Source organism: Clostridium sp. HCS.1, assembly GCF_047900555.1.
Taxonomy (GTDB): Bacteria; Bacillota; Clostridia; order Clostridiales; family Clostridiaceae; genus Clostridium.
In genome coordinates, this window is sequence record NZ_CP170704.1 from 2,514,194 (window position 1) to 2,532,233 (window position 18,040).

Annotated in this window: 14 protein-coding genes; 2 read left to right on the forward strand and 12 right to left on the reverse strand. The window is 27.3% G+C overall.

Features of this window, described 5'->3' with window-relative positions:
- Nucleotides 1–34 precede the first annotated feature (34 nt).
- From ACFYH6_RS12060 to ACFYH6_RS12075, 4 genes are all read right to left on the reverse strand, one after another.
- Complete coding sequence (locus ACFYH6_RS12060) at nucleotides 35–1,759, reverse strand: methyl-accepting chemotaxis protein (protein WP_416178691.1); 1,725 nt, start codon at nucleotides 1,757–1,759, stop codon at nucleotides 35–37.
- A gap of 163 nt (nucleotides 1,760–1,922) precedes the next feature.
- A complete protein-coding gene (gene nrdG / locus ACFYH6_RS12065) occupies nucleotides 1,923–2,423 on the reverse strand; it encodes an anaerobic ribonucleoside-triphosphate reductase activating protein (RefSeq protein WP_416178692.1) in 501 nt (166 codons plus the stop codon).
- 11 nt (nucleotides 2,424–2,434) lie between these two features.
- On the reverse strand, nucleotides 2,435–4,555 hold the full coding sequence (nrdD, locus tag ACFYH6_RS12070; RefSeq protein ID WP_416178693.1) for an anaerobic ribonucleoside-triphosphate reductase: 2,121 nt from the start codon (nucleotides 4,553–4,555) through the stop codon (nucleotides 2,435–2,437).
- 216 nt (nucleotides 4,556–4,771) lie between these two features.
- Entirely contained in the window at nucleotides 4,772–5,686 is a 915-nt protein-coding gene (locus ACFYH6_RS12075; RefSeq protein ID WP_416178694.1) for a M15 family metallopeptidase, read from the reverse strand.
- A gap of 137 nt (nucleotides 5,687–5,823) precedes the next feature.
- On the opposite strand from ACFYH6_RS12075, the gene ACFYH6_RS12080 reads away from it, so the two are divergent.
- The gene (locus ACFYH6_RS12080; protein WP_316345551.1) at nucleotides 5,824–7,134 is read left to right on the forward strand and encodes an aspartate kinase; all 1,311 of its coding nucleotides are present in this window, start codon (nucleotides 5,824–5,826) and stop codon (nucleotides 7,132–7,134) included.
- Nucleotides 7,135–7,210: 76 nt separating this feature from the next.
- Here ACFYH6_RS12080 and ACFYH6_RS12085 read toward each other — a convergent pair whose 3' ends face one another.
- From ACFYH6_RS12085 to lepB, 8 genes are all read right to left on the reverse strand, one after another.
- Nucleotides 7,211–7,687: a cupin domain-containing protein gene (locus ACFYH6_RS12085; RefSeq protein WP_416178695.1), complete on the reverse strand. Its 477-nt coding sequence runs from the start codon at nucleotides 7,685–7,687 to the stop codon at nucleotides 7,211–7,213.
- Between the two features lie 119 nt (nucleotides 7,688–7,806).
- Entirely contained in the window at nucleotides 7,807–8,607 is an 801-nt protein-coding gene (locus ACFYH6_RS12090; RefSeq protein ID WP_316344214.1) for a response regulator transcription factor, read from the reverse strand.
- A 2-nt stretch (nucleotides 8,608–8,609) separates the two neighbouring features.
- Nucleotides 8,610–10,313 carry a sensor histidine kinase gene (locus tag ACFYH6_RS12095; RefSeq protein WP_416178696.1) on the reverse strand — a complete coding sequence of 568 codons (1,704 nt, stop codon included), beginning with the start codon at nucleotides 10,311–10,313 and terminating at the stop codon, nucleotides 8,610–8,612.
- Nucleotides 10,314–10,484: 171 nt separating this feature from the next.
- Complete coding sequence (locus ACFYH6_RS12100; RefSeq protein ID WP_416246460.1) at nucleotides 10,485–12,152, reverse strand: ABC transporter permease; 1,668 nt, start codon at nucleotides 12,150–12,152, stop codon at nucleotides 10,485–10,487.
- Nucleotides 12,152–13,264 carry an ABC transporter ATP-binding protein gene (locus tag ACFYH6_RS12105; RefSeq protein WP_316344212.1) on the reverse strand — a complete coding sequence of 371 codons (1,113 nt, stop codon included), beginning with the start codon at nucleotides 13,262–13,264 and terminating at the stop codon, nucleotides 12,152–12,154. The genes ACFYH6_RS12100 and ACFYH6_RS12105 overlap by 1 nt, the downstream gene beginning before the upstream one ends.
- 66 nt (nucleotides 13,265–13,330) lie before the next feature.
- Nucleotides 13,331–14,362 carry an ABC transporter substrate-binding protein gene (locus tag ACFYH6_RS12110; RefSeq protein WP_416178697.1) on the reverse strand — a complete coding sequence of 344 codons (1,032 nt, stop codon included), beginning with the start codon at nucleotides 14,360–14,362 and terminating at the stop codon, nucleotides 13,331–13,333.
- A gap of 586 nt (nucleotides 14,363–14,948) precedes the next feature.
- Nucleotides 14,949–15,740, reverse strand: a complete 792-nt coding sequence (locus tag ACFYH6_RS12115; RefSeq protein WP_416178698.1) for a lipid II flippase Amj family protein — start codon at nucleotides 15,738–15,740, stop codon at nucleotides 14,949–14,951.
- Nucleotides 15,741–15,833: 93 nt separating this feature from the next.
- Nucleotides 15,834–16,436 (reverse strand): signal peptidase I, encoded by a 603-nt coding sequence (gene lepB, locus ACFYH6_RS12120; RefSeq protein ID WP_416178699.1) that lies wholly within the window; start codon nucleotides 16,434–16,436, stop codon nucleotides 15,834–15,836.
- A 143-nt stretch (nucleotides 16,437–16,579) separates the two neighbouring features.
- On the opposite strand from lepB, the gene ACFYH6_RS12125 reads away from it, so the two are divergent.
- Nucleotides 16,580–18,031 carry a flotillin family protein gene (locus ACFYH6_RS12125; RefSeq protein WP_316344208.1) on the forward strand — a complete coding sequence of 484 codons (1,452 nt, stop codon included), beginning with the start codon at nucleotides 16,580–16,582 and terminating at the stop codon, nucleotides 18,029–18,031.
- Nucleotides 18,032–18,040: the final 9 nt, after the last annotated feature.

Genomic DNA, 18,040 nt, shown 5'->3' on the forward strand with positions numbered 1-18,040 from the left:
AGGAGCCTTTAAAAGGCTCCTTAAAATATACACTTTAGCTAATTTTAAATACATCAATAGATTTTTTCAAGTTATTTGAACTTTCTTTTGCTACCTTTGAATTTGCAATAGAGGTTTCTGAATTATTACTTGCTTCAAAAATCTTATCAGTAATATGAGTTATTCCATTTGTACCTTCTATAGTAGCCCTAGAAACAGCTTCCGTTACATCAGAAATCTCTTTTATTGAAAGTAATAAGTCACTAGAAATATTACTAAATTCAATTACTATATTATTGATTAATTTACCATCTTTTTCATAAGTATCAATAATATTTATCATATTATTAAATTCATTTTGTAAGTCATTATCCATAAATTTTATTAAGTTATTTGAACCACTTATTAATCCATTTACTGAATTTGATATTTCACTTCCAGTTTCTTTAATTTTAATAACTGAATCTTTAGATGCTTCAGCAAGTTTTCTTATTTCTTCTGCAACTACTGCAAATCCTCTTCCTGCTTCACCAGCTCTTGCAGCTTCAATAGATGCATTTAATGCTAAAAGATTTGTTTGCTCAGTTATATCTATTATTATTTCAGACAATTCATAAATCTTACTAATTACTTTAGTTTGATTAATTGCATTTCTTAGTGTTTCTTTTGAATCATTTAAAATATTATTAGCATTTTTTAAGTCTTTAGTAATAAATTTTTTATTATCTATAGCCCTTCTACTAATTTCATCAGATATTTTAGCCCCATCCTTGGCTTTATTATTTATAGATTCTATATTAATCTCAATACTTTGAATAGAATTGTTTATTTCTTCAGTAGATGCAGAGGTTTCTTCCATAATAGCATTTACTTCTTCTGAAGTAGCAGCCATACTTTCTAAGCTTGTATTTAAATCATATATATTTTTATTTATTATGTCGATAGCTTCTTCTGTATGATTAGATTCATTTTTAACCTTCTTTATTAATCCACTTAAGGATTTTTTAATTGAATTCAAATGCATTAATATAAGTCCTAGCTCATCTCTTCTCTTTAAATATCTTCCATCAATTTCTCTAGACAAATCTCCACTTGAAATTATATCCATTTCCTTTACAGCTATTTTTAAAGGCTTTATTATATTTCTACTAATTGCAAAAGCTGAAACAATTCCAATTAGTAATCCAATACCTATACTTACATATAAAACTATAATTAAAGATTTTGATGTTTTTTCATTTTGAAATTTTATTTGCTCGGCTAAGGAACTGCAATGAGCTGATAATTTATTTAAATCATATCTAAATCCCTCACCAATTTCAATTTCAATTTCTTCTAATCTTTTTATAGCCTCTTCTTTTTTACCAATCATAGCTAAATCTATTACTTCTTTTCTTTTTTCTCTATAGCTTTTAACCTTATTATCTATACTTATTGCTATTTTTTTAGCATATTCATCAGTATTAATTCTTTTAAATGTATTAAACTCATTATCAAATTTCTTTTGACTTTCAATCATTGTATTATACTCATTCTTTTGATATGAAGGATCCTCTGTATTTATAATTATTTTATAAATGCTTGCTTGTACCTTAGATTCTTCACTAAGGGCGTTAGATAAAGTAAATACAGATGAAAAATTTTCATCATATATTTTTTTCATTCTTTCATTTGCACTATTTAATTGTGTAATACCTATTATTCCAATTATCACCATAATAATATTTAATGTAACTGTTAAAATTAATATTTTTAGACTTACCTTTAAATTTTTAAGCATAAATATAACCCCTTATCCAATAAATTCTCCCAATATAATTATCCTTTAAATTACACATTTTGTCAAAAATTAATAGTATTTTATTGAAAATATAATTATTGTGTAAATTCATTAAAAATTAAAAGGTATCTAGTAAGTTAAAATCTTACTAGATACCTATTAATTATACTTCTATCTCAATAATCCTATTAGCTTCTTTACTCTTTACAACATCAATTACTCTTTGATTACTAGATCCTCTATATTTTAATGATATATTTCTTTTATTTAATTCAAATCTTCCATCTATAAGTACATCTACATATTTTAAAATATCATTTCTATCATTAGAACTTAAAATATTTTCATATAAATAACCTGACCAAAGCCAAATACTTTTATTAGTTTCAAGCTTTATTCTTTTTAATAAATTTGATAAGTCCTTATCTCTTATTTGGTCCATAGGTTCTCCACCTAAAATATTCACTCCTACTATATTAGGATTCATTACCTGCCTAATGAAATTATCTTCAATGTCTTTAGTCCATTTTTCTCCATAATCGAAATCCTGCAATTCTTTATTAAAGCAGCCTTCACAATTATTTGTACATCCACTTACAAAAAGTGTTGTTCTTACTCCTGGTCCATTACTTACATCAAATTTTCTGATTTTTGCGTAGTTCATATTAATCACCCTTATAAATGTAGTACTCTATCTCCTATTTCTGCAGTTCTTCCTTTATTCCAGAAATTTGTTCCAATATATCCACAAGTTCTTCTCATAACTTGCATTTCTGATTCATCCCTATTTCCACAAGATGGACAGTACCAATTTAATTCATCATCTAATTTAATTTCTCCAGTATATCCACATTTATAACATATGTCTGGTTTAGTATTGATTTCTGCATATTGAATATTATGATATATAAAGTTAATTATTTGCTCTATTGCATCTAAGTTCTTTGACATATCTGGTACTTCAACATAAGAAATACAACCCCCTAAACTAATTCCATGGAATTGTGATTCAAATTTTAACTTACTAAAAGCATCTATTTCTTCACAAACATGAACATGATATGAATTTGTATAATATAATTTATCAGTAACATTTGGTATAATTCCAAATCTAGCTTTATCTAATTTACAGAACCTATAAATTAAATTTTCAGCAGGTGTACCATATAAGCTAAAACCTAATCCAGTTTCATTTTTCCATTTTTGGCAAGTTTCATTCATATGATTCATTACATCTAAAGCAAACTTTTCGCCCTTTTCAGTTGTATGACTTTCTTTAATCATTGCTTGAACCATTTCATGTATACCAACATAACCTAGTGATAAAGTAGAATATCCATTCTTTAATAATTCATCTATCTTTTCACCTTTATTTAATCTTGAAATAGCTCCATGTTGCCAGTGGATTGGTGAAACATCTGAAAGAGTTCCAAGTAGCATATTATGTCTAGTTAATAATGCTTCTTTGCAAAGCTCTAATCTTTGATTTAACATATCCCAAAATAATTCCATATCGCCATCGGCTATTATAGCTATTTGTGGTAAATTTAAGCTTACAACTCCTTGATTAAACCTTCCATACCATTTATAATTTCCGTTTTCATCTTTCCAAGGAGATAAGTGAGACCTACACCCCATTGGTGGAAATGCATTACCTTCATAGTTTTGTCTCATCATCTTTGCTGATTGATAATCTGGTACCAATCTTTTGGCAGTACATTTAGCTGCTAACTTAGTTATGTAATCGTATTTTCCACCTTCAAGACAATTATGCTCATCTAATAAATAAACTAGTTTTGGGAAAGCTTCACCTATTTCTTGTCCTTTATAGTTTTTCATTCCTTCTAATCTTTGCTTTATCATTTCTTCACAAATCAACGCCATCTCTTCTTCATAAGGATGTCCTTCTTCTATTTCTAAATAAATAGTTGAAAAAGGTGATTGTCCGTTAGTTGTTTGCAAAGTAGATAATTGATATCTTATTGTCTGAACTCCATCTTTTAGTTCCTTCATTTTAGCATCATAAGCAAGTTTTTCAGCTAATTCTGTATCACCTAATAAATCTAAATAATGTTTATATGCTTTTTCTTCAGTAACTTTTAAATATTTAGCTAAGTGTTTTACAGTGATACTTTGTCCACCATATTGATTACTTGATACTTGAGCAATTATTTGTGTTGTTACTGTACATGCAGTTCCAAAAGATTTTGGAGATTCTACTAATTTTTCATTTATAACAGTTCCATTCTCAAGCATATCTTCCAAATTAATTAGGCAACAATTAAAAATTGGAGCAAGTGTATAATCCATATCATGCCAATGAATTGTTCCTTCATCATGAGCTTGAACTATATGGGCTGGAATAAGCCTTCTTCTAGATATATCTTTAGAAACTTCACCAGCAATTAAGTCCCTTTGAGTTGCAGCTATTACTGAATTCTTATTTGAATTTTCTTTTATTACATCCTCATTAGTTTTATTTAAAAGACTTAAAATACTTTCATCTGTAGTATTTGTATTTCTTTTAAATTCTTGTACAGCTCTATAACCTTCATAAGCTCTAGCTGTTACCGATTGTCCGTAATAAATTAACCTATCATAAACGTATGATTCAATTTTGTTTATTGTAGGTGTTTCCTTTTCATTGCTAAAATATTTTTCCGCATCATTTGCTATAAGTTTTGCTATGTCACCTAAATAGATTCCACTCCCATTTTTCATTGCTTTAGTTATAGCTTCTCTTATTTTTCTCTTATCAAAATCTACTATACTTCCATCCCTTTTAATAACTTTCATTTAACCCATCTACTCCCCTTAAAAGTCTTAAAAATTATAAAACTTAATATTATTTTCTTATGCAACTATTTATAATTATATAATAAAAATCTTTAACCTGCATTTTTACAAGTTGTAATTTTCTCAAACAATCCTTATAAATTTACAATTATCTTACTTTATTTTTGTTTTAAAGCTATGTTTAATTTTTATAATTATTAAAGTTTTAATAGTAATTTATAATTTACTATTTATAAATTCTATTATTTTTTTCGTTTCATTATTTAAAGTAACTCCATTATACCACTCCTTAGTCTCTAACATTGATACATCACTAAAAAACTTACTTTTTAATATTATTTCAGGTCTATATTCAAAATGTAAAATATCAAAATGCTCCCATTTCCCACCCCAAATAAATCCATTATCTTCAAATACCTTCACTAGTTCCTTAGGATATCCCTCTATTCTTCTACTTCCCTTAGATTTATCCGCCCACTTCCAGTAATCTGAATCATTTCTATTTAAATCAATAGCTATTGCATAAGCATGAGGGCTAAGTCTTCCTGTATCTTGAATAACTCTATAATTATAACTTCCACTTATAGGGAAAATATAATTATTCACTTTACTATCTTTTTGTGCTAAATCATTTGCTTGATTTAAAGCTTTTTTTAAAGACTCACCAGCTTTAGCATTTTTATTAAACATTATGTTACCACAAGATGTTGAAAAGAAAGATAAATTTTTTTCTATTTCACTTTGATTGCCTCCATACATACTATTAAGAAAATTATATGATCTTCTTCTTCCTGGATTAATCCCCTCTATTACAGCATTTATACTATTTAAAGGATATATAACTTCTAATGTATCTTGAATATCTGCATTAGATGTTTTTGTGTTTTCATCTTTTTCTTTTTTATCATCATATATAATTTTTTTATTATTATTTAATACTAAATATATATAATTGTCTTCAGAAATCTCTATATCAATTATTTCATCTGGATAAGCCATCATTAAAACTAGTAAATCCCTGTTACAATTATCAATATATAAATTATCTTCTCTCCCTAATGATTTAGCCTCAATAGGCACTGTACTAATTAGAAATAATATACTTAATATAACAAACAACTTATACTTCATATTTTCACCTACTAATAAATTTATATATTTATTATTGCTCAAAAAAATAATTCTAATCTATATTCAAATTTTTATTTGAGATTTAATGAGAAAATTGCTAATATATATTAAACATATATTTTAAGGGGGCTAAAAAATTGAATACTATTGTAACAAAATTTGGGGGTAGTTCTTTAGCTGATGCTAACCAATTTATTAAGGTGAAGGAAATTATTTTATCTAATGAAAATAGAAAAATAGTAGTGCCTTCAGCACCAGGAAAGAGAAATCCTAAAGACTTTAAAATTACTGATCTTTTATATCTTTGTCATGGTCATATAGAATCCAGTATACCTTTAGATGATGTCTTTAATCTTTTATCTATTAGGTATAAAGACATAGTATCACATCTTAATCTAAGCTTAGATATTGATTATCATTTAAATAAGATAAAGGAAGATCTTGAAAATGGTGCATCAAAAGATTATGCTGCAAGTAGGGGCGAATACTTAAATGGTATTATTCTTGCAAATTATCTTGATTTTGAATTTATAGATGCTAAAGATGTTATATTATTTAATAAATATGGATGTATTGATACTGAAGCTACATATACAACTTTACAAAAAATATTTAAAGACCATACCAAAATTGTTATTCCTGGCTTCTATGGAAGCGATCCAACTGGTAATATCATTACCTTTTCTAGAGGTGGCTCTGATGTAACTGGTGCTTTAGTTGCAGCTAGTATAAAGGCAGATTTATATGAAAACTGGACTGATGTTTCTGGATTTCTAATGGCTGATCCTAGAATAGTAAGAAATCCTATGCAAATCAAAAAAATTACTTATAGAGAATTACGAGAACTTTCTTATATGGGTGCTTCTGTGTTACATGAGGAATCAGTTTTTCCAGTTAGAGATGCAGGAATACCAATTAATATTAAAAATACTAATAATCCTAGTAACCCAGGTACACTAATTGTGAAAGATATGGAACCTGATTATAATAATCCAGTTAAAGGTATAGCTGGTAAAAAGGACTTTACAGTTATTTCTATAGAAAAAGCAATGATGAATTCTGAGCTTGGATTCTGTAGGAAGGTATTATCTGTACTAGAACAAAATAATGTTTCTTTTGAAAATATGCCTTCTGGAATAGATACGGTTTGTGTTGTTATATCTGATTCACAATTAAAAAATCAAACAGATATTTTAGTTGATGAAATAAAAAGGACATGTACTCCTGACTCCATTGTTGTACATCCTAATATGGCGCTAATTGCTACTGTTGGAAATGGCATGTCTTCAAATAAAGGTATTGCAGCTAAGATATTTAGCTCCTTAAGTGAAGCAAATGTAAATATAAGAATGATTGACCAAGGTTCTAGTGAAATTAATATACTTATTGGTATTGAAAATGATGATTTTGAAAAAGGAATAAATGCTATTTACAATGCCTTTGTTTAAATAAATAAAGAAGAAACTTAATAATATGAGTTTCTTCTTTATTTTTCACTATTCATTTTTCATTGGAAATAACACATTATTTTTCTCTAGTTAATTTCATTATTATATCTTTATAGTTAGGATATAAATCTAAAAGATATTCTCTTTTAAACAATTCAAATTCCTCATAATGGAAGGCAGGTGACACCATACATCCAACTAAAGCATAACCATCATTGTTCATTGCTGATCCAAATATACATCCCTTTTCTACTAAAACTTGAGGAGTTTCTCCATTTTCTATATTCTTACCTAATTTTTTAGTTATAAGTTCACCTTCAGGTGTTATCATATAAATTGTTAAAGCTTCTCCATCATGATAATACCATAATTCATCTGACTTTAACCTATGGAAATTAGAAACTTCCCCTGTTCGTAAAAGAAAATATATACTGCTCCATAATTTTTTATCTTTACTAACCTCATCCTTTGATAAAAAGGATTCTTTAAAATACCCTCCCTCAATATGTGGCTCCATATTAAGATTATTTATATAATATTCTGCACTTTTCATTTTTACTCTCCATATAACTTATTAATTATTTTTATATAATTACTTCTAAAAATTCATTTAATATGAAAATCATATATTTATATTATATAATTTAAACTAATAAATACAATATAAGAATTCTATTTAAATATAACACTATTAGCCTTCATAAAATCCTTTGGAGAAAATTTAGTATATTTTTTAAATACAGTACTAAAATTCTTATAATCTCCAAAGCCAACTATATCTGCAATTTCATAAACCCTATATTTATCTCTTTCTTTCATCATTAATTCAACAGCTTTTTGCACCCTATATTTATTTAACATATCTAAAAAAGTGTAAGATGTTTCTTTTTTAAATTTTCTACTTAAATAGCTTGGACTAACTCCCAGTTCATCTGCTAAACCTTCAATACTAAGTTTTTCACTATAGTTTTCTATAATTTTATTAATTGCATATTTTACATAACTATTAACTTCTTTTGAATCTATATATATTTTAAAATTAGTTAATTCAATTTTTTCCTTTCTTTCAGTATGACATTTAATATCTTCATATAATTTTCTGTCATCTATTTTGCCTTTAATATTTGATACTACTTCAAAGAGTTCTTCTTCATTTATAGGCTTTAGTATATAATCTCCTACACCTATTGAAATTGCTTTTTTGGCATAATCAAAATCACTATAGCTTGTTAATATTATACTTTCAAAATTCTGAGTACTTTTTGCTATTTTAATCATATCTAATCCATTTAAAAAAGGCATTTTAATATCTGTAATCACTAAATCTGGTTCTAGTTCTTTTATAATTTTTAAACCTGCCTCACCATCTTCTGCTTCACCAACAACAATAAACCCCATTTTCAACCAATCAATAGTATTTACTAAACCTTTTCTTATTATCTCTTCATCTTCAACTATAATTAACTTGTACACTTTTATACTTCCTTCCTTATATAAGGTAAAATTATAGTAACTCTAGTGCCCTCACCTTCAACACTGTCTATATCAACTCCATATTCTTCTCCATAAATCAGTTGAATTCTTTTCTTAATATTATATAATCCAATTGTATCTGTATCATTTTGATTTTTACTTAATAATTTTTTTAAATAATACATCCTTTCTTTTTCAATACCGCATCCATCGTCTTTTATAACTATATTTATTATGTCATCTTTTATTATTGAAGTTATTTCTATATTAATTGTTGATTTATTTTCAAATCCATATTTTATTGAATTTTCAATAACTGGTTGTAATAATAACTTAGGTATTACTGATTCTAATACTTGATCCTCAATATTTATTTTAAATTGAAGCTTATCTCCAAACCTATATTTTAATATCTTTAAATAACTGTTTATATATCCTATATCGTCCTTTAACTTAACTGAATGTATTTCATTATTTATACCATATCTTAAAAGTGATGATAAGTTTACAATAATATCTCCTGCTTTTTCTTTATCTAGCTTTATCATAATTCTAATTGTCTCTAAAGTATTAAATAAAAAATGAGGATTAAACTGTGCTTCTAATGCCTTTATTTCACTTTGCATTCTTAGAGATACTTCTTCCTTATTACTTTCAATTAAATTCTTAATATCTACTAGCATATTATTATATGCTTTTGCAATTATACCAAACTCATCTTCTGAATGAATTTCTAGCTTTGTCTCTAAATTTCCCTCTTGAATACTTTCAATGGCCTTAACGATTTCATTAATAGTAACAGTCTTACTATATGCCACCTTTTTAGATATAAAAAGCATTAAATAAAATATAATCAAGAACAAAGCAGCTAGAAAAATCCCCCCAATTAAAAACGCTCTATTAAATACATTAAGATTAGTTATAGAATAAACCATAATACTAGTATCTTTCAATGTAGTTTTCTTAATATAATAAGGATTTCCTTCTATATTAGAATATCCATCTTTTTGTCTAAAATCATTCTTTAATCTATATAGTTGATCACTATACTTATTATTTGTGGCAGCTATAATATTATGTCTATCTGTAATTATAATATCACTTGCTGTATATCCTGTAATTAAATTGAAAATATCTTCTTCTGAAAAATCAAATATAATATATCCTAAAATTTCGTTATTATAGCAAATAGCTTTACCTAGTGTTAATATTCCATAAGCATATTTTCCTTGATCCACTTTATTAATCATTGTGATTACTTCTTGGTTTTTTAACTTCATTCTACTAAATATACCCCACATAAAAGTATTATCTTCACTGATATATTCAGGCTTAACATTTTTATTGGAGATAATCATATTCCCATCTTTATCAAAAACATAAAAGTTACTTTTTACAGTTCTTTTATTTACAAACTTATATAAAACCTCATAAATACTTTGTGGTTTTACTCCATCTTTAATTATAGATATTAATCCTTCATCAGATGAAATATTATTAATTAAAGAACTATATTCCTTTAAGTTCTCTTCCATTAATACAGAAATTTTTTCGTTGCTGTTGTTATTTTCTTTTACTATTAACTTATTACCCCAGAAAAATAAAACTATATATGCAATTAAAGAAACTAATATAATTGGAACAATGGCATACCAAATTATAGTACTCCTTATTACATCACTATATTTTTTAATTTTTTTATCCATATTCCTCCCTTTATCACAAAAAAGGAGCTGTTTTAAGCAGCTCCAAATTAATCATGTAGAATTTAAAATGTAGAATTATTGATGTAATTTGAAACAAATTACTAAAAATACATATTTATTAAATTTACATTTTTCATTATTAATTTTATATTTTACAACAGTGCCTTTTCCTTAAAGACTAATTTCTTTGCTTCCAGAAACCTTAAAGAATATTAATAATGAAATTACCGTAGTAACTGTTAATATTGTAGATAAGGCGGCAGCTGTTCCATAACTTGCTCTTATAACTTCAGTATATATAGATACTGATAAGGTTTTCGTACTACCTGTATATAATATAACAGATGAACTTAACTCATTTATTGTTGTTATCCAGCTAAGTATAGCTCCTGCAAATACACCTGGTAACATCATAACAGCAGTAACTTTAAAGAATGTCTTAACTGGAGAATATCCTAAACTAATAGATGCTTCCTCCATACTAGGACTTATTTGATAAAGAATTGCTGCACTTGATCTTAATGTATATGGTAGCCTTCTTACTACATATGCTATTATTATTATAACAAAAGTACCACTTAGCACCAAAGGTTTTTTATTAAATGCAAGTAATAAAGTTATACCTAGTACTGAACCTGGAATTATATATGGGAACATAGTTACAGTATCAATAAATGATGTAAGTGCATTTCTTCTTCTTGTTGATATATAAGCTATAAACATTCCTAAAATAACTATTATTACTATAGCGATTAATCCGTAAGTATAAGTATTAGTTATAGCAGAACCTAGTTTATTAAATACTGTTTTATAACTCTTTAATGAAAATTCATTAACAAATCTTGAGCCCTTTGTATTTAAGAAGGAAGTATATATTACTGTTAATTGTGGAATTATAGCTAAAAATACCACAAAGTAAACAAATAAATGGGCAAATATATTTTTTGCACCCTTTAAATTTTCTGCAACCATCGGTCTTAATGAACTCATTGTAAAGGATTTTTTATTTACAACATATTTTTGAGCTATAAATACTATTGAAGTTATTAAGACCATTATTGTAGCTAAAGCAGCTGCAAAATTAGCTTGTCCTCCAACTTCACTAATAAACTCTGAATAAATCAATACAGGCATTACATTGTAACCTTCTCCTATTAACATAGGTGTACCAAAGTCTGCTAAAGCATTCATAAACACTAGTAATGAACCAGCTAAAAGTGTTGGTAAAATTAAAGGAAGTATTACTGTAGCTATTTTTTTAATTGGCTTACATCCTAAGCTTTCTGCAGCTTCTAATAATGAAACATCTATTTTCTTTAAAGCTCCAGAAACATATAGATATATAAATGGATATAACTTAAGAGTAAATACTAGAAGTATTCCAGCAAAACCATAAATAGGTGGGAAGCTAATTCCTAAATATTTTTCAAAGAATTTAGTAATAACACCGCTTCTACCACAAAGTAATACCCATGAATAAGCTCCTATAAATGGTGGTGATAACATTGAGATAATTACTAAAACTTCAATTAATTTTTTCCCTTTAATATTAAATGCAGTATTTATATATGCTAAAGGTGCTCCTATTAATATAGCTAATATAGTTACACAAATAGTTACTACAAAGGAATTAATTAATGCATTATAATAATATTTCTTTTCAAAGAACTTAGAGAAGTTTTCAAGGGTAAATTCTCCTGTTGCTGCATCTTTAAATCCACTAATAAATAATGAGAATAAAGGATATATGAAGAAAACTAAAAATATAAGTGATATTACCAAAGTTACTATAGTCCAAAAATCAAATTTTAATTTAAATTTACTTTTTCCATTCATCATTAGTTTTCACTTCCTTTTACTAAGTTTTCCTCTCCATCTTCAGTGAAAACGTTAATTTTCTTAGGATTAACTTCTAAAAATAGACTATCTCCCTCATTATAAATACGATTAGCAGTTCCAATATCTTGTGATAATTCTATAGAAGCTTGTCCTTCTAATAATTCATTATTATCAAATATAATTTCATAGTTAGTGTATCTTCCAAGGAAGGTTGCAGTTTTTACTTTTGTTAACAAGCCTTTATGAGATATTATAAATTCTTCTGGTCTAACTGCTATAATAACTTTTTGTCCATTCTTTACTTCACTCTTTAGATTATCCATCTTAACAGTATAGCCTTTTTCAAACTTAACAAAGGTTGCATTATCCTTTATTTCTATAGTTCCTTTATACAAATTAGAGTGTCCTATGAAGGTAGATACAAAAACATTTCTAGGTCTTGTATATATTTCTTTTGGAGTTCCAACATGTTGAACTACTCCATCCTTCATAACTGCAATTCTATCTGAAATTGCTAGAGCTTCTTCTTGGTCATGAGTAACATAAACAGTTGTTATTCCAACCTCTTTTTGGACTTCTCTTATTGCACTTCTCATCTCAATTCTTAATTTAGCATCTAAGTTTGAAAGAGGCTCATCCATAAGTAATACACTTGGATGAATTACAATTGCTCTTGCTAAAGCAACTCTTTGTTGTTGTCCTCCAGATAATCTTTCTGGTAATCTATCCTTAAATTGTTCTATTTGAACTACTTTTAATATATCTGATACCTTCTCTTCCATTTCACTTTTAGAAGGTTTCCTTAATTTTAATCCATATTCTACATTTTGTTTTACAGTTAAATGAGGGAATATAGCATAATTTTGGAAAACCATACCTATATTTCTCTTATGAGCTGGAATATCATTTATAACTTTATCTTCAAAGCTAATTTCTCCACCTTCAATGCTATTAAATCCTGCTATCATTCTTAAAAATGTCGTTTTACCGCATCCAGAAGGTCCAAGTAGAGTGAAAAATTCTCCATTTTCTATATCTAAATTCAAATTAGGAATTACAACATTATCACCATATTTTTTAATTACATTTTTTGCTTTAATTGAAACGCTCATTTTTACTTCCTCCTTTTAGTAAAATTAGTCTACAACATTTAGATGTAGACTAATTTCATAGTATAATTACTTACTAGTGAATATTTCTTTAAATTTGTCTATCCAAGCTTGTTTATTTGCTGCTACTACATCTGCATCATCTTTTATAATATTAATATCTTCCATAGCCTTTAAGCCTTCTGCTGGTTCTACATCTTTTCTTACTGATCTTCTGCTTAAATCAGATGCAACCAAGGTTTGAGCTTCTTTGCTAGTTACGAAATCTATAAATTTCTTAGCATTTTCCATATTTGGTGCGCCTTTAATTATTGCAACTCCATCTGGTTTAGAAATAACGCCTTCCTTCATATAAACTATTTTTACAGGAGAGCCATCCTTAACATATTTTGCTCCACCTTCTTCAAAAGTTAAGCCAACGGTATATTCACCATCTGCGACTCCCTTATAAACAGCAGATGAACCTGATAATAATTTACCATCTAAATTCTCAGCTAATTTATCAGCATAATCCCATCCTTTTTCTGGATCTCCATTACCCATTGCATAAAGCATATTTACTAAATGTTCAAAGGATGATGATGATTTTGCAGGATCAGCATGTGCTATCTTACCCTTTAATTCTGGATTTAATAAATCTTCATAACCTTCTACTTTAATATCTCCAATTAAGTTAGTGTTAATCATAAGAACACTTGGAATATCAGAAAATCTTGTTATTGTGCCTTCAACATTCTTATTTTGATCTAGCATATATTCTTCATTAACTGATCTATATTCTTCAAATAAGTCTGTCTTTGGTTGTAATGTTCCTAGGGATCCTCCCCACATTACATCTCCTAATGGATTGTCCTTTTCTGATTCAACACGTTTTAATAATTCTCCAGTACCAGCTGCAACCACATCTACTTGTATACCAGTTTCATCTTCAAACTCTGCTACTATTGGATCTATAAATTCTAATGGATGAGGACAATAAACAACTAAATTCTTAGAACCAGTATCTTCTCCTCCTGAAGTTGTAGTTTCAGTCTTTTGACCACATGAAACCATCCCAACCATCATTGAAGCACAAATTAGTGTAGCTAAAACTTTTTTCATTAACAATTCCCCCTTGTTTTTTTTATGTTTTTAAGTTCTTTGGTATCTTTATATTATCAAATGTAAACGTATTAATAAATCCTTGAATCTGCATAAATATCTCAATTTATGAACTAAAATAAAAACAATATCATAAATATATTTAAATATTCTATCTTTCATATGAAAAATTATTAAAATTAAATTTCACAATCAAACTCTCTATAAAACATAAAAATAAGGTCCCTTTAAAGGGACCTTACTTAAATTCACTATATATTAATTTAGAAAATTAGTTCTACTCTATTTTTTAATCATCTTATATTATTTTCTAATGCAACTACTGATTCAATTTCTACCAATTGATTTGTATATCCTAATTATGTATGAATTTATTTGTCAAAAGCGACTAAACATCTTCTCTGTGCAAATTGCCGCCTAAATTCATAACTACAGACTTTGCACAGAGTATTTTAAGCGTTTTTCTATCCATGAGCTTTATATTCATGATATCACACTCCCTATATATTAAATCAATTATATTGTTTTTTTAGGCCATAGTAAAATTAATACTATTTTTAATAACTTGCAAATTAATATATGATTTTTATATATAATTTGCAACAAAAACAATTAAATATGAAGCTGGAATAAATATTACTAATGCTGCAAAAGTACCAACAATCTTACTAAAAACCATTCCAATTACACAGCCTCTGAAATCTTCCTCACTACACTTTCCTTCAATTACATCATCAGTCATTATAGATAAATGTGGGTCTATAAATATTGAAGTCAATATAGTTGCAGTACCATTGATAATTGGTGATAGTGATAAGCAAACTGCTCCAAGTTTTGGAACTATGCTTCCTGCATATATAGGAGCAAAAGCTCCTGCAGTAATTATGGCTACTGATATAAAATTATAAAATAAAATCCTTTTAGGAAGATTTTTAAGATTAATGCTAGTTAAACTTTCTTTAACTGGAATTGCTATACTATCCCTCATATACTTAATCCCAGTTTTTGAAAAACTATGAATAATTAACTTTGGCATGGATTTTTCTATTGAAAAATGATTTACAGCTTTACTAAATATTTTTTGAAAGGTTGGTATTAAAAAAGCTCCTACTATAGATGCTAAACCAGAAGTAATAATTATTGAATTAAAAATTTTAATTAATCCATCACTACTAGGATTATTTGCAACAAACTTTGTTAGTAAAGGTGACTGAAAAGTCACTGCAGTTCTAGATACTAACATAAGTATATTAAAAACAGCAAAAGTTACAGCTATTTTACCAGTTCTAACTCCTACTAGCCTTGTAGAGTATGCTAAGGTTCCAATTAAGGAAATTATAAAATTTAAAATAAGTACAATTATTATTTGAGTATCCATATAAACTCCTTCAAAATTATAGTAATTATAATTATATACATATAAACTATTTTACTAAATAGAGTTTGAAAATTGTAATGTAATTGCAATAAGTTATTTATTATTCAAACTTCCAAACCTTTCTAAGGGGAATATTCTAAAGGTTGCTTTTCCTTCAATTTGATTTAAATTAATTAATCCAAAATCTCTACTATCTTGACTTACTTCTCTGTTATCCCCTAATACAAAAAATTGATTTTCTCCTACTACTATAGGAAATTCAATATCTCTATTATAAGTGTCTCCTTTTATATATGGCTCATTTAACTTTTCTCCATTTATATATACATATCCTGAAGTAATGTTAATTTCATCCCCCTCTATACCTATTATTCTTTTTACATACCTTGTTCTATTATCATTAAAATGCTTAAATGAAATAACTTCTTTTATATACTTATAACTTTCACTTAAAACATTTTCCTTTTCCTCATCCTTTAAAAATATAATGATATCTCTTCTTTCAGGTTTAGAAAAATTATAGCTTAATTTATTTACAAAAAGTTTCTCATCACTATATAAAGTATTCTCCATAGATTTTTGTTGAACTTTTGCCATAGCAAATACTTTTGTATTTATTATGGATAATAAGATTATACTTCCTATAATTATTGTAATTAATCCTCTAATTTCTTTAAATATCATCTTACTTTTCATATGTAATCCTCCATTATTTTTCAATTTATATCCAATAATTATATCATATAATATTCACATTAAAAATATTTCATTTTTTACTTTTATTGTTATTTATGTTAAAATATTAATTGTACTATTAAATAAATGGAGGAAAATAAATAATGAATGCAATGCTTGAAAAACTACTTAGTGCACTACCTATAATATTTATAGTTGTTGTAGTGCTAATTCTCTTCTTATCATTTTGGAGAAGAGTTCCAACTGATAAAGCTATGGTAATTACAGGATTAAGAAAAAGAGTTTTATCAGGTCGAGGTGGCCTAATGATTCCTATTCTAGAAACCTCTTCTACAATTTCTTTAGAAAATATCTCAATGACAACAGATGTAAATGAAGCACCAGCAAAACAAGGTATATTTGTAAATATAGTTGGTACTGCTGTTATTAAAGTTAAAAATGATACTGAAAATGTACTAAAAGCTGTTGAACAATTTTGTAGTGGTGGAGAAAAAAATACAGTTAATGTAATTAGAACAATTGTTGAGCAAATATTAGAAGGTAAATTAAGAGGTATAGTATCTACATTAACAGTAGAACAAATTAATGAAGATAGATCATCCTTTGAGCAAAGAATTGAAGATGATATTAGAAATGAACTTGGCTCTATGGGATTGGTTTTAATATCCTATACAATATTAAAAATTAGTACACAAGGTGGTTATTTAGAAAATAGAGCTAAGCCTCAAATTGCAGCTGCAAAATCTGAAGCAGATATAGCAGAAGCAGAAAGAAAAAGAGATACTGAAATTAAAACTGCTGTAGCAACTAGAGAAGGTCAAAAAGCAAAACTTGAAGCTGAAACTGAAATTGCTCAAAGTGAAAGAGATAAAAAATTAAAGTTAGAATCATTTAGAGCAGAACAAGATAAAGCAAAAGCTAATGCCGACGTTGCTTATAAATTGCAAGAGGCTGAGAATAATGCATTATTAGCTGAGCAACAAGCTGCTCTTGCTGAAAAGGAAGCTCTAGTGGTAGAAAAAAAATTAATTGCTGAAGTAAAAAAACCAGCAGATGCTAAAAAATATGAAGTGGAAGTTGCTGCTGAAGCTAGTAAAATTGAAGCAATTAAAAAGGCTGAAGCAGAAGCAGAAACAATAAAAGTTAAAGCAATTGCAGAAGCAGAGGCCAAGAAAATACAAGCAGAAGCAGATGCAGCTGCTATTAAAGCCCGTGGTTTAGCTGAAGCAGAAGCTATTAAAGCTCGTGGTCTTGCTGAAGCAGAAGCTAAAGATAAATTAGCAGAGGCTATGGCTAAATATGGAGAAGCTGCTATTGTAGAAATGATTGTAAATAGATTGCCAGATGTAATGAAGGAAATAGCAAGTCCATTAGATCAAATAGATAAATTAACAGTTATTGATAATGGTGGAAACCAAGGTGCTTCAAAGGTCTCAAAAATAGTAACTGATGTAGCTGCCAATGGTTTTGAAGTTCTAAAGGATTTAACAGGTGTTGATTTATCAAAGGTAATAAATGATTTTGTAAACAAAAAGCCATCTCCATTAGAACCTAAAACTGAAATAATTGATACAGAAAACTCTGCTAATGCATAATGCGTAATG